The organism is Mycolicibacterium iranicum (assembly GCF_002101705.1).
GTDB classification, from domain to species: Bacteria; Actinomycetota; Actinomycetes; order Mycobacteriales; family Mycobacteriaceae; genus Mycobacterium; species Mycobacterium iranicum.
Genome location: NZ_LQPC01000029.1, coordinates 25,883 through 38,108 on the forward strand (window position 1 = coordinate 25,883; position 12,226 = coordinate 38,108).

Consider the following 12,226-nt stretch of genomic DNA (forward strand, 5'->3'; position numbering starts at 1 on the left):
CATTCCTTTTGCGCCGCCGCGATCCGCGGTTGGCGAATGCTGCCGTAGCGCCTCTGTGCGCCGACGGCGACCCTGCGTCGCAACGACCGACAAGGCCCCTACATGACCATTCCTGATGACACCCTCGAACCCACTTCCACTACCCAACCACCCCAAGCGATTCCGCCGCACCGCTGGCGAGCGCTCGTCGTCCGACTTCATTTCTATGCCGGGGTTCTCGTGGGCCCGTTCCTCGTCGTCGCCGCTCTCACCGGTGGCGCGTATGCCCTGGCGCCGACCCTCGAGAAGTTCGTCTATCGCGATGTTTTGACAGTCGAGGCGGCGGACCGACCGCTGCCCTTGGCGGACCAGGTAGCCGCAGCGCAGTCGGCTCACCCCGGGTTGGCGATGACCGGTTTGCGCCCACCGTCAGCACCGGACGAGTCCACCCGCGTCTACTTCGCCGATCCCGAACTCGGCGAGGACCTTCTGCGCGCGGTGTTCGTTGACCCCTACACCGGAAGGGTTCTCGGTGATGAGAACACCTGGCTGGGGTATCTGCCGCTGAGCACGTGGTTGGACGGTTTGCACCGCCACCTCAACCTCGGGGAGCCCGGCCGGATCTACAGCGAGATCGCGGCATCCTGGCTGTGGGTGGTCGCCCTGGGCGGCCTGTACCTGTGGCTCGTCAAGACTGCCGGTGACCGCCGCCGGGGCCGCAGCGGCCGCATCCTGTCGGTGGATCGCTCGGTCTCGGGAAGGTCACGCACCCTGAACTGGCACGGGGCTACCGGAGTCTGGCTGCTCGCAGGGTTGCTATTCCTGTCCGCCACCGGGATCACCTGGTCCACTTATGCCGGCGCACACGTGAGCGACATTCGTACAGCTTTCAATTGGCAACGGCCGCAATTAAATACGAATCTCCTCGCCGATGCGCACGCCGGCCATGGCGGTCATGCGGCGGGGCACGAAGGGGCTGACCCGGCCACCGTGGACTACGCCGCGGTCCTCGACGCCGCTGATGTCGCGGGGGTGCGACGCCCCGTCGAACTGACGTTGCCCTCCGAGCAGGGGCAAGGAATCACCGTGACCGAGATCGACAAGCCTTACCGGTGGACAACCAATTCTGCGTCGGTTGATCCGACCGCAATGACGGTGACGGGCACAATCGACTATTGGCGTGATTACTCGCTGATAGCCAAGCTCGCCGACTGGGGCATCCGGGCCCATATGGGTTTCCTTTTCGGCCTGCTGAACCAAATTGTTCTCCTCGGGATCGCCGCCGGGCTGTTGACGGTCATCGTCCGCGGATATCGAATGTGGTGGCAACGCAGGCCGACTCGCGGCTCGCGCTGGGCGGTCGGCAGGCCGCCCGTACGTGGCGGCATGCGACGACTCTCCCCCCTCGCGATCGGTGTTGTCGCCGTGGCCGCGGTGGCCGTCGGATGGTTCCTGCCACTACTGGGCCTCTCGCTGCTGGGTTTCCTCGTCGTCGACGTCGTTGTCGGAGCGCTGAAGCGCCGAAAGGCGGGATCCGATGTCTGACCGGAGGATCACGGCGCTGCTGGCAATCGCGGCCGTATTGGCGTCGGGGTGTGCGTCGCCGGAAACCCCTGAAGCGTCTCCGATGGCGTCGGCGGTGGCCTTCGAGGATCCGTGGGCCCGTGCCGCGGAAATGGGAATGACGGCGGTGTTCGGAACGCTCGCCAACACAGGTGACCGCGATGTGCGCCTTGTCGGCGGCGACTCCCCCGCAGCAGGTCACGTCGAGATTCACGAGATCGCCACCGACAACGGTGCCAGTGTGATGCGGCCCAAAGAGGGAGGAATCATGATCGCCGCAGGCGGCACACACGAACTGGCGCCTGGCGGTGATCACCTCATGTTGATGGATCTCAGGCAAGCGTTGCAGCCGGGAACTGACGTCGCGGTGACCCTGACGTTCGAAGACGGCTCGACGCTTCCCGTCAACGCCCAGGTTCGCGACTTCGCCGGAGGAAACGAGGAATACTCCCCCGGCGGGCACCAACATGGCTGACCACCACTGGGCCGTGAGCCGGCGGCGCCTCTTCACCGGGGGCGCCGCCGTAGCGGCCGCAGCGACTCTGACCCGCTGTGCCACCGCCGAATCAGCTGGCAATGTCACCGGTTTCGGATCGGAGATGGAACCGTTCCACGGCCCCCACCAATCGGGCATCGGCACGTCACCTCAGGCGCATGCATTGTTCGTCGCCGTCGACCTGACACCCGGTCCGCGGGAACCGCGTGAGGCGTTGACGGCCGTGCTGAAGCTGTGGAGTGCCGATGCGGCGAGACTGACTCAGGGTCGGCCGGCGCTTGCCGACACTGAACCCGAACTCGCGCACCGGCCCGCCCGGTTGACGATCACGGTGGGCATCGGGCCACACGTCTTCGATCGGATCGGCCTTCCACACCGCCGCCCGGAGTCCGTGGCGGACCTACCCGCCTTCGGCACTGACCGACTCGACCCGCGGTGGTCAGGGGGTGATCTTTTGCTGCAGATCTGTGCCGACGACGCGGTCGTCGTCGCTCACACGGCCCGCGTTCTGCTCAAGAACGTACGGACGTTGACGGCGGAGCGGTGGCGGCAGCGTGGCTTTCGGACCGCGCGTGGAGCCGACGGTTCGGGCGCGACGATGCGCAATCTGATGGGTCAGCTCGACGGCACCGCCAATCTGCGCGAGCCTGCAGAGCTCGAACGCCATGTGTGGGACGACGGGTCTCGGCAGCCATGGTTCGCCGGCGGTACGGTGCTGATACTGCGACGGATTCGCGCCGAACTCGACACCTGGGACGAACTCGACCGCACCAGCAAAGAATTGACTGTAGGACGCCGCCTCGACACGGGGGCGCCGTTGACGGGCACCGACGAGTTCGACGAACCCGATCTGGCGGCCGCGAAGAACGGCATTCCGATCATCCCGCCGAACTCGCATGTCGCACTGGCCCGGCACCGCTCCGAGGACGAGCGGTTTTTGCGGCGAGCGTACAACTATGACGACGCGCCGACCGGCACCGTCACCGAAGCCGGGCTGATCTTCGCGTCCTTTCAACGAGATCCGTTGCGGCAGTTCGTTCCGGTACAGCGGCGACTGGCAGAATCCGACGCACTGAACCCGTGGATCACCACGATTGGGTCTGGGGTGTTCGCGATACTTCCCGGCGCAACCGAAGATGGCTATCTCGGCCAGACCCTTGTGGAGTGACCGTCACATGGTCGACGGCATGCCCGCGCCACCGGACATCGTGGGTGAGATCGACGGCGTCGCAATGGTGGGCGCCGTGATGACGGGCGGCGGCGCGATGGGAGGGGGTGCGATCACCGGTGGCGGCGTGATGGGAGGCGGCGCGATCACCGGCGGCGGCGCGATGGGAGGCGGCGCGATCACCGGCGGCGGCGCCACAGGTGGCGGCGGAGGCGGCGGTGGCGCTGCGGCGGGCAGATAGGGGCTTCCCGCACACGCGGCATCGGCGGGGTTGGACATGCAACTCGGGTCGAGCGGGCCGGTAGGAGCGCTCGGCCCCGCAGGGACCGCGTAGGGACCGCCTTGGCACACCGGGTCGGTCGGCATAGAAATGCAGCGCGGATCGGACGGGCCCGTGGGGCCACCCGGATCCGGCGCAGCCGATGCCGGCGATCCGCCGATCGCCGCGACCATGGCGCCGAGCGCGAATGCCAGGACCGTCCGGGTCACCACACTTGTCATCGCCGTGCTACCCATCAAGGACTCCTCTTCTGCACATCTGAGGAACGAGAACGAGATCCGTTCGGTTGCCCCCGTTAGAATTACGCGTGGCCGGGCGGGCCGCCCATGTGTCCGCCCATGCCCCCCATGCCCATGTGTCCGCCCATCCCTCCCATGCCCATGTGTCCGCCGATGCCGTGCATACCGGTACCCATGTGCAATCCCGCACCCATCCCGCCCGGCACCCCGATATGCATACCGCCCAGTCCGCCGAAAGGCGATACCGGCGGCGGAGAGATGGGTGCCATCGGAGGCGGAGCGATCGGCGGGTGAGCCGGCGGAGCGACCGGCGGTGGAGCCACCGGAGGATGGGCCGGCGGAGCGACAGCCGGCGGCGCCACCGGTGGTGGTGACGCCTGAGGAACTGCTGGTGGCGGTGGCGGCAGGTACGGACTACCGACACATGCAGCATCTGCTGGGTTGGTCATGCACCCAGGGTCCAAGGGGCCGGTGGGCAGCGGAGGCACACCGGGCGACGGCACCGCCGGCGGCGCATAGGGGCCGCCGTGGCACACCGGGTCGGTCGGCATCGTGATGCAGCGCGGATCACCCGGGCCAGTTGGAGCGCCGGAATCGGGCGACGCGGCTGCGGGCGCAGCCAGGGCCGCCGCCACGATTCCGGTCAGCGCCACAGCAACCAGTGTTCTCGTCACCGAGCCGGCTGCCGCCGACGCCTTCGTGTTCATCCACCACCCCTCAGGGGCACCCCGAACCTGCCCCGGAGATTTGCTGCACTCAGTAATACATTCTCATAGTTGCACGTAATGGGCAGGAAAGAAATTACAGATTTATGATCAGGAATTAGCTAAGGGCGTCAATATCCTCGTGCCGACAGCGCACACATCGGCCCTCAACCGACGGGACAGGTCCGAGTCGCCTCACGCAACACCGGCACCGACGGTGCATCGACGGGCAGCCTGTAGCCGCGCAGCACTTCGAGGTACTGCATGGCGTACTGACAGTGGAAGGCCGCGTTCGGCGGCATCCACAGCGACGGCTGCTTGTCGCCTTTGTCTTGGTTCGCTCCGCCGGAAACTGCCAGCAGATTGGCTGGATCGTTGGCGAAGCGCACCCGCATGTCGTCAGTCCAGTCGCGGGCACCGAGATCCCACGCCAGCGCGAGCGGCACAATGTGGTCGATCTGTACTGACGCACCCGTCTGGTTGCCACGGGTGAACGCCACCTCGGCGTTGGTGTACGGGTCGAGCAGCTTGCCGGTCGCGACGGCGGTCGGGCAGCGCGAAATCGCCACGTAGGTTTTGTCGATCAGATCTCTGTCGAGGATGTCGTTTCGGGTGTCGCAGCCGTTGTAGCCCCCGGGAGCGGTCGTATCGTCGGTCCACGCCTCGCCGAAAGCGTCTCTGCGATAATCGTTTCCGCGCATCCTGGCGGGAACTTCGGCGATTCCGGCCAGCGCGTCGGCACCGGGAGCCAGTGTCGGAATGTCGGCTTCGGCGATGTAGCGTGACGGGCCACCCGAGGTCGCACTCACCTGATAAGCGACGACCACCGCCAGCGCGACGGCCACGGCGAGCCACAACGTCTGCTTGCGGCTCACGACATGTCCAGGAACTGCACCTTGTCGGCGTCGATGAACGGCGCCGAGAGCACCGCCATGCCACGGTCGAGCGGGTCGGACTCGTAGACCGTCTCGCAGACTTCCTTGGCCGCCAGGATGATGTCGAGGTGATGGGCCAGCGACAGGAACTGCAGGGTGATCGGGCGTCCAGACTGGTGGAACCCCAGCACGTCACCCTCGCTGCGCTCCCAAAGGTCGAGATCCGCGAGCTTGAATCCGTCCTGTGTGCCGGCCACGGCCGTCAGTCGCTGCCCCGCTTTGGAGGATTCGGGCAGCTTGGTGACCAGGAGGCACAGGCTCGGGTGTTCGCCGCGGCCGATGCGGCCGCGCAGCTGGTGTAGCTGACTGATCCCGAAGCGGTCACCGTCCATCACCACCATGACCGTGGCGTTGGGCACATCGACCCCGACCTCGATCACCGTGGTGCACACCAGCACGTCGATGTCGCCCGCCCGGAAGGCGGACATCACCGCATCCTTCTCGTCGCTGGGCAGCCGCCCGTGCATGAGCCCGAGACGCAGACCCGCCAACGGTCCCCGCTGCAGCCGGGCAAGTAGCTCGACGACGGTTACCGGCGGCGGGCCCTTCTCGGAGGTGTCCTCTTTCCGCTTCGCGGCTTTGGCGGCACCCTTCTTGTCCTCTGCCGGGGCATCGTCCTCGTCGATGCGCGAGGCGACGACGTAGGCCTGGCGGCCGGCGGCCACCTCCTCGGCGATGCGCTCCCACGCTCGGGCAAGCCACCTCGGGTGTTCTGTCTCGAAGATCGTCTTCGTCGTGATGGGCTGACGACCGCGGGGCAATTCGCGAAGTGTGGAGGTTTCCAGATCCCCGTAGTAGGTCAGCGCCACCGTCCTCGGGATGGGTGTCGCCGTCATCACCAGCAGATGCGGGGTAATCCCGTCAGGAGCCTTGGCGCGCAACCGGTCCCGCTGCTCGACACCGAATCGGTGCTGCTCGTCGACGACGACCATGCCCAGGCGGTCGAACTCGACGGCATCCTGCAGCAGGGCGTGGGTGCCGATCACGATTCCCGCCTCACCCGAGGAGATCTCGCGGCGGGCGTCGCGCTTTTGCTGCGCTGTCATCGACCCGGTCAGCAGCGCCACCCTGGTCCCTTGCTCGGCACCCCCGAGCTCACCGGCGCTCCCCAACGGTCCAAGCATCGCACGGATCGACAAAGCATGTTGTGCGGCAAGGACTTCCGTCGGCGCCAGCAACGCGCACTGGTACCCGGCGTCGATCATCTGCAGCATCGCCAGCAACGCCACGACAGTCTTGCCCGAGCCGACCTCGCCCTGCAACATCCGGTTCATCGGACGTGGTGCGCCGAGCTCCTCTGAGACCACCTCGAGGACTTCTCGCTGCCCCGTAGTCAATTCGAACGGCATCTGCGCCAACATCGCGGTGACCAGGCCGTCGTGACGGCGGGGTGCCGGAGGTCCGGAGGCGCCGAGCTCACTGTGCCTGCGGCCGACCAGACCCCACTGGAGCCCGACAGCCTCGTCGAAAGTCAACCGCTCGATGGCCCGGGCGCGGTCCTCTGCATGGTCACTGATGTGGACTGCGCGGATGGCCTCGTCTTCGGACATCAGGTTGTGTTCGCGCACAAACCAATCCGGCAACGTTTCGGGGACGGGGTCCAGGACGGCGAGGGTCTGTTGAATACACGCGTAGATCTCCCACGTCTGCACCTTCGACGTGGCGGCGTAGATCGGGAAATAGTCCTTCTCGAACTCGGCGAGAAGTTCGTCGCCGGTCGCGCCGGTGGTCGACGCGATCGAGGTGAGCGATTTCGTGCCGACGGCCTTGCCTGACTTCGCATTCAGCACCATGAACGCGGGATGGGTGAGCTGCATCGTGCCGCGAAAGAATCCGACCTCTCCCGAGAGCATCACCTCGGCGCCTTCGACGAGTGTTTTCTTGATCCAGCGAGGATTGAAGAAGGTCGCCGTCACCTTCGGTCGACGATCCCTCAGGGTTACGACGAGATACTGGCGCGACGGCTGATTCCGGACCTGTTTCAGTTCGGCCTTGGCGATCACGTCGACGAACGTGACGTGTTCGCCCTCTTCGACATCGAGATCTTCCCCTTCGCCACGAACCGTCATTGCGTCGCTGTACTTGCGGGGAAAATAACGCAGCAGCTCACCGACGGTGCGCAGACCGAGGTGCTCTTCCAGAGGATCGGCGGCCTTCTTGCCGATCACGAAGTCCAGGCGGTCATCCAGTGTCGCCACGTCACTCCACCCCGATGAGCAGTGCGTCGGCGCGGTGGCCGGCGTGGAACGTCACCATCTCCGTGCCGGGATGCTTGCGGTGCACGTGATCGGCAAGTGCCGCAGCGACGTCGGGCCCTACACCGTCACCGGTCAGCACAGTCACTAATTCTCCGCCGGCGGCGAGTAGAAGGTCGATCAATCCGGCTGCGGCGGAGGCGATGTCGTCGCCTACTATGACAACTTCGTCACCGGCGACACCGAGCCCGTCGCCGGGTTTGCAGGTGCCAGCCCAGGTGAGGGCTTCTTCGGCCGCCACCCGCACCGACCCGAATCGCGCGCCGGCCGCAGCCCTGGCCATCGTGTAGCCGTCGTCGACGAGGCGGCGGTCGGGGTCGTGAACGGCCAACGCCGCAAGCCCTTGCACCATCGACCCCGTGGGCACCGGGACCATGTCGATCCCCCAGTCTGCGGCGACCGCAGAACCGGCGACGATCTCCTCGGCGGCGACATATCCGTTGGGCAACACCATCACTTGCGCGGCGCCCGTGTTGAGCAGCGCGTGCAACAGCTGTTGCGCGCTGACCGCCGCATCGGAGACCGGGCGCAGAACATCGGCGCCCTCCCCGGTGAACAAGCTCTCGGCGCCGTCGCCGTCCACGACGGCCAGCACCGCGCGCTGCCTGCTCCAGCTGCCGACGGGGAGCCGGTCGGCGCCACCGCTGAGCGCGGTGATCTGGATGCGGCTCAGCGTGCCCACCGCCAGCCCCGCCTCGACCGCGGCGCCGGCGTCGTCGGCGTGGACGTGAACCGAGTAACAGCCGGCGCTCGCTTCGCCGGACTCACCGAATCCCGACGCGGCGATCGCGACGGAGTCACCCAGTTCGTCGAGACGGGCACGCAGACGCTCGACGTTGTGAGCCTCGCAGTCACTGAGCAGGTACATGACTTCGAAGCTGGGAGAGGTTCTGCTCGCCGACGGCGTCGTCTCGAACGGCGCGGTCTTGGGCGCCGGCTGATAGACGGCACGCCGGGTGGTGTGACCGGTCAGCGTCGCCGAGAGGGCGTCGAGCAGGACCAGCAGACCTCGCCCGCCTGCGTCGACGACGCCGGCTTCGGCGAGGACGTCGAGTTGGGTGGGGGTGCGGTCGAGAGCGGATGCTGCGGCCCGGGTGCTCGTCGCGACCACCTCGGCGAGGTCGGCCTGTTCGGCGGCGGCATCCTCGGCCGCAGCGGCGGCGTCATGAAGCACCGACACGATGGTGCCGGGCACTGCTTGCCCCATCGAGGCGACGACGAGGGTCACGGCGTGTCGCAGCGCGGTGCTGAACAGTGGCCCGCTGATGTCGCTGAGGACACCGGCGCGATCGTCGGCAGCCGCGGCGGTGACCTCGGCGATGGCCCTCAAGATCTGGGACAGGATCACACCGGAGTTCCCTCGGGCGCCGCGCAATGCCCCGTCGGCGAGCGCCGCAGCCACCGCGGTGACGTCGTCGCCGGTATCTGCGGCATCGGCCTGAGCCCACGCGGCACGCATCGTGAACAGCATGTTTGTGCCGGTATCGGCGTCGGCGACGGGGAACACGTTGAGTTGGTTGATCTCTTCGGTGTGGCTGATCAGGTCGGCGACGGCCGTATGCGCCCAGTGCCGAAGGCCGGAACCGTCCAGCCGTCGAGCCGCCATCCCACCTCCACACTTCCGCCCCCGCCGGCGTCAGCCTAGTCAGTGCCACGGACAACGCCGAAGACCGTGTGTCAGCATCTGTGGACAGCCGGAATCACCGCGTTTTTGCGATCCCTGCGGGGCCCGGTATCCTGATCAGGTTGTCGGGTCACCCGGTCGCGTACCGGTCGTTGGCCCCCAGTACTGACTTAACAAGGAGTTCTCACTATGGCTGCCGTGTGCGAGATCTGCGGGAAGGGCCCCGGCTTCGGTAAGTCGGTGTCGCACTCCCATCGCCGGACCAGCCGTCGGTGGAACCCGAACATCCAGTCCGTGCGCGCCGTGTCGACCCCGGGCGGCAACAAGCACCGCGTCAACGTGTGCACGTCGTGCCTGAAGGCCGGCAAGGTCGCGCGCGGCTGACCGCGACGTTCTTTACGGCAGGCGCCAGTCGATCGGCTCGGCGCCTCGCTGTGTCAGTAGCTCGTTGGCACGGCTGAACGGCTTGGACCCGAAGAATCCCCGCGACGCCGACAGCGGCGACGGATGCGGCGATTCGATGACCGCCGTGTCTTCGAGCATTGGCTTCAGTGTCGACGCATCCCTACCCCACAGCACCGCCACCAAGGGTTGGCGGCGCGCAGCGAGCGCTCGGATGGCGCACTCGGTCACCGCTTCCCAGCCCTTTCCGCGGTGCGACGCCGGTGTTCCCGGCCGCACGGTGAGGACTCTGTTGAGCAGCATCACTCCCTGTTCGCACCACGGTGTCAGATCGCCGGTGGACGGTGCCGGGTAGCCGAGGTCGTCGCGATACTCCTTGAAGATGTTGTCGAGGCTGCGCGGCAGTGGGCGCACGTCGGGGGCCACCGAGAAGCTCAGCCCCACCGCGTGTCCCGGTGTCGGATAGGGATCTTGGCCGACAATCAGCACCTTGACCTTGTCGAGCGGAAACGTGAACGCGCGCAACACGTTCGGCCCTGCGGGTAGGTAGCGGTGTCCGGCGGACAGTTCGGCGCGCAGGAATTCACCCATCTGCCTCACCTGGGATTCGACGGGTGCGAGGGCACAGGCCCAACCTTCGTCGACCAACTCGTTGAGGGGACGTATAGTCACGAGAGGCCAACATAGCGGGCGTCGTCGATCAGAACGACTGCCAGCCCGTGTTGCCCTGCCACGTGTCGCCGTCGACCGTCACCCGAGCCGGGCCGGCGGCCACGCTTCCGAGGACGCGCCAACCCGGCGGCGCCGTCGCGGGGAACGTCGCCACGAGCGCGTGGTCTTCGCCACCCCCGAGCACCCATTGCAGTGGATCGGCACGAATCTCGGCGGCCGCGGCGGTCAGCGTGTCGACGTCGGGAGCCAGGGCGTCGCGGGTGATGTCGATGTGGACCCCGGAGGCCGTCGCGATGTGTCCGAGGTCAGCCAGCAGTCCGTCGGAGACGTCGGTCATCGCGGTCGCGCCCGCGCTAGCGGCGACCGCACCCTGCCCGTACGGCGGCTGCGGGACGAGGTGACGTTTTCGCAGCTCGTCGAAGTCGCGAATTCCGCGGTCCCACAATCTGTATCCCGCCTCCGAGCGGCCGAGTTCACCAGCGACCGCGACGAGATCACCCGGTCGTGCACCGCCTCGGCGGACTGGATCCCGGCCGCCGAGGTCGCCCAGCGCTGCGACGGAAATCACCCACTGCGGCGCCTGGACGGTGTCACCGCCGACGATTCCTGCACCTAGCAGATCAGCCTCGTGCCACATGCCGTCGGCGAGTTCGACGGCGCGTGCTGTCGCGGTGTCGCCGGGCGCTCCGAAGCTGACGACGAAGGCTGTGGACCTGCCGCCCATCGCTTCGATGTCAGCGGCGTTCTGCGCGATGGCTTTTCGGCCGACGTCATGCGGTGTGGACCAGTCGAGCCGAAAGTGCCGATTCTCGATGAGCATGTCGGTGCACACCACCGTCCTGCCATCCGCTGCGGCGACGACGGCCGCGTCGTCGCCGGGGCCGAGCGTCACGAACGGCGGTTGACGACGTCCGGCGACCAGCCGGTCGATGACGGCGAACTCACCCAACCCCGACAGCGTTGCGTCGGCGTCCTCGGCCGTCATGTCAGTTCCTTTCACCTACGGTACGTTTGGTCCCTGCGGCGTGGAGTCTATGCAGCCAGATGGAGGGATTTCGGCGTGGTCGAGGCTTTTGTTCTCATCCAGACCGAGGTCGGCCGCGCCGAGGTGATCGCCAAACAACTGGCCGCACTCACCGGTGTGCTGTCGTCGGAGTACGTCACCGGTCCCTATGACGTCGTGGCACGTGTCAGCGCCCCGTCTCTGGACGAGCTGAAGGCGACGGTGGTGCCCAGCGTGCAACAGGTCGTCGGTATCACCCGCACGCTGACCTGCCCGATCGACGGCGGAGTGCAGCCCTAGTGTTTGGTGTGTGAACAGCCAGACCGGGGACGGCCCGCCGCGCGCCGTTCTGATCGCCGCGTTGGCGGTTGCCGTCGCGGGCATCGTCGGCGTTCTGGTGGTGGCCGCGGTGATGCAGCGTTCTCCTGCCCAGGAGCCGGTCGCGGTCACCAGCGTGCCCGCCCCACAGGCTGACAGCCCGGAATGCCGCTCGCTGCTCGATGCCCTACCCCAAGAGCTGGGTGGCTACCGACGGGCTGCGCTGATCGATCCTGCACCCCAGGGCGCCGCGGCATGGCAGCCGGATGAGCCGGGCGGCGACGCACTGATCCTGCGGTGTGGCCTCGATCGGCCGGCCGAGTTCGTGGTGGGGGCGCCGCTGCAGGTGGTCGACGCGGTCTCGTGGTTTCGGGTGGGCGAAGCAGGGGCGGGAAATGACCGGGTGGAGGACCCCGCTGATGGCGGGCGCAGCACCTGGTTCGCGGTGGACCGGCCGGTGTATGTGGCGCTGACGCTGCCTCCCGGGTCCGGACCCACGGCGATCCAGACGCTGTCGAAGACCATCGCCGAAACGCTTCAGGTGCGGCGGCCCGAACCGGCGCCGCTGAGTTGACGAGCGTGCGTTCA

General features: G+C 67.2%; 13 protein-coding genes. 6 read left to right on the forward strand and 7 right to left on the reverse strand.

Annotated elements, in window-relative coordinates; genetic code table 11:
• The first annotated feature begins 102 nt into the window (after positions 1–102).
• The 3 genes from AWC12_RS12565 to AWC12_RS12575 are packed head-to-tail and all read left to right on the forward strand — an operon-like array spanning position 103 to position 3,206.
• Entirely contained in the window at positions 103–1,524 is a 1,422-nt protein-coding gene (locus AWC12_RS12565; RefSeq protein ID WP_085174670.1) for a PepSY-associated TM helix domain-containing protein, read from the forward strand.
• Positions 1,517–2,017 (forward strand): copper chaperone PCu(A)C, encoded by a 501-nt coding sequence (locus AWC12_RS12570; RefSeq protein ID WP_085174672.1) that lies wholly within the window; start codon positions 1,517–1,519, stop codon positions 2,015–2,017. The genes AWC12_RS12565 and AWC12_RS12570 overlap by 8 nt, the downstream gene beginning before the upstream one ends.
• The gene (locus AWC12_RS12575) at positions 2,010–3,206 is read left to right on the forward strand and encodes a Dyp-type peroxidase (protein ID WP_085174674.1); all 1,197 of its coding nucleotides are present in this window, start codon (positions 2,010–2,012) and stop codon (positions 3,204–3,206) included. Before AWC12_RS12570 ends, AWC12_RS12575 begins: the two co-directional genes overlap by 8 nt.
• Positions 3,207–3,209: 3 nt before the next feature.
• On the opposite strand, the gene AWC12_RS31345 is transcribed toward AWC12_RS12575, so the two are convergent.
• The 5 genes from AWC12_RS31345 to AWC12_RS12600 all read right to left on the reverse strand — a co-directional run bounded on the left by AWC12_RS31345 (position 3,210) and on the right by AWC12_RS12600 (position 9,225).
• Positions 3,210–3,722, reverse strand: a complete 513-nt coding sequence (locus AWC12_RS31345) for a hypothetical protein (RefSeq protein WP_207576424.1) — start codon at positions 3,720–3,722, stop codon at positions 3,210–3,212.
• 65 nt (positions 3,723–3,787) lie between these two features.
• A complete protein-coding gene (locus tag AWC12_RS31350; RefSeq protein WP_207576425.1) occupies positions 3,788–4,432 on the reverse strand; it encodes a hypothetical protein in 645 nt (214 codons plus the stop codon).
• Between the two features lie 164 nt (positions 4,433–4,596).
• Positions 4,597–5,304, reverse strand: coding sequence for an HNH endonuclease family protein (locus AWC12_RS12590; RefSeq protein ID WP_085174676.1), 708 nt, complete (start codon positions 5,302–5,304; stop codon positions 4,597–4,599).
• On the reverse strand, positions 5,301–7,562 hold the full coding sequence (recG, locus tag AWC12_RS12595) for an ATP-dependent DNA helicase RecG (RefSeq protein ID WP_085174678.1): 2,262 nt from the start codon (positions 7,560–7,562) through the stop codon (positions 5,301–5,303). Before recG ends, AWC12_RS12590 begins: the two co-directional genes overlap by 4 nt.
• A 1-nt stretch (position 7,563) precedes the next feature.
• Entirely contained in the window at positions 7,564–9,225 is a 1,662-nt protein-coding gene (locus AWC12_RS12600; RefSeq protein ID WP_085174680.1) for a fatty acid kinase ATP-binding subunit FakA, read from the reverse strand.
• A 207-nt stretch (positions 9,226–9,432) separates the two neighbouring features.
• Between AWC12_RS12600 and rpmB the strand changes: the two genes are divergently transcribed.
• Positions 9,433–9,627, forward strand: coding sequence for a 50S ribosomal protein L28 (gene rpmB / locus AWC12_RS12605; protein WP_024449130.1), 195 nt, complete (start codon positions 9,433–9,435; stop codon positions 9,625–9,627).
• A gap of 12 nt (positions 9,628–9,639) precedes the next feature.
• Here rpmB and AWC12_RS12610 read toward each other — a convergent pair whose 3' ends face one another.
• On the reverse strand, positions 9,640–10,317 hold the full coding sequence (locus tag AWC12_RS12610) for a uracil-DNA glycosylase (RefSeq protein ID WP_085174682.1): 678 nt from the start codon (positions 10,315–10,317) through the stop codon (positions 9,640–9,642).
• Between the two features lie 28 nt (positions 10,318–10,345).
• Complete coding sequence (locus AWC12_RS12615) at positions 10,346–11,302, reverse strand: thiamine-phosphate kinase (RefSeq protein WP_085174684.1); 957 nt, start codon at positions 11,300–11,302, stop codon at positions 10,346–10,348.
• 75 nt (positions 11,303–11,377) lie between these two features.
• Between AWC12_RS12615 and AWC12_RS12620 the strand changes: the two genes are divergently transcribed.
• Together AWC12_RS12620 and AWC12_RS12625 are read left to right on the forward strand one after the other, a co-directional pair.
• Positions 11,378–11,620 (forward strand): Lrp/AsnC ligand binding domain-containing protein, encoded by a 243-nt coding sequence (locus tag AWC12_RS12620; protein WP_085174686.1) that lies wholly within the window; start codon positions 11,378–11,380, stop codon positions 11,618–11,620.
• Positions 11,621–11,630: 10 nt separating this feature from the next.
• Entirely contained in the window at positions 11,631–12,212 is a 582-nt protein-coding gene (locus AWC12_RS12625; RefSeq protein WP_024449126.1) for a DUF3515 domain-containing protein, read from the forward strand.
• Positions 12,213–12,226 lie beyond the last annotated feature (14 nt).

Bases quoted from the DNA above. Each gene is read 5' to 3' on its own strand.
- AWC12_RS12565 (WP_085174670.1), top strand. From the start codon at position 103: ATGACCATTCCTGATGACACCCTCGAACCCACTTCCACTACCCAACCA.
- AWC12_RS12570 (WP_085174672.1), top strand. From the start codon at position 1,517: ATGTCTGACCGGAGGATCACGGCGCTGCTGGCAATCGCGGCCGTATTG.
- AWC12_RS12575 (WP_085174674.1), top strand. From the start codon at position 2,010: ATGGCTGACCACCACTGGGCCGTGAGCCGGCGGCGCCTCTTCACCGGG.
- AWC12_RS31345 (WP_207576424.1), bottom strand. From the start codon at position 3,722: ATGGGTAGCACGGCGATGACAAGTGTGGTGACCCGGACGGTCCTGGCA.
- AWC12_RS31350 (WP_207576425.1), bottom strand. From the start codon at position 4,432: ATGAACACGAAGGCGTCGGCGGCAGCCGGCTCGGTGACGAGAACACTG.
- AWC12_RS12600 (WP_085174680.1), bottom strand. From the start codon at position 9,225: ATGGCGGCTCGACGGCTGGACGGTTCCGGCCTTCGGCACTGGGCGCAT.
- rpmB (WP_024449130.1), top strand. From the start codon at position 9,433: ATGGCTGCCGTGTGCGAGATCTGCGGGAAGGGCCCCGGCTTCGGTAAG.
- AWC12_RS12615 (WP_085174684.1), bottom strand. From the start codon at position 11,302: ATGACGGCCGAGGACGCCGACGCAACGCTGTCGGGGTTGGGTGAGTTC.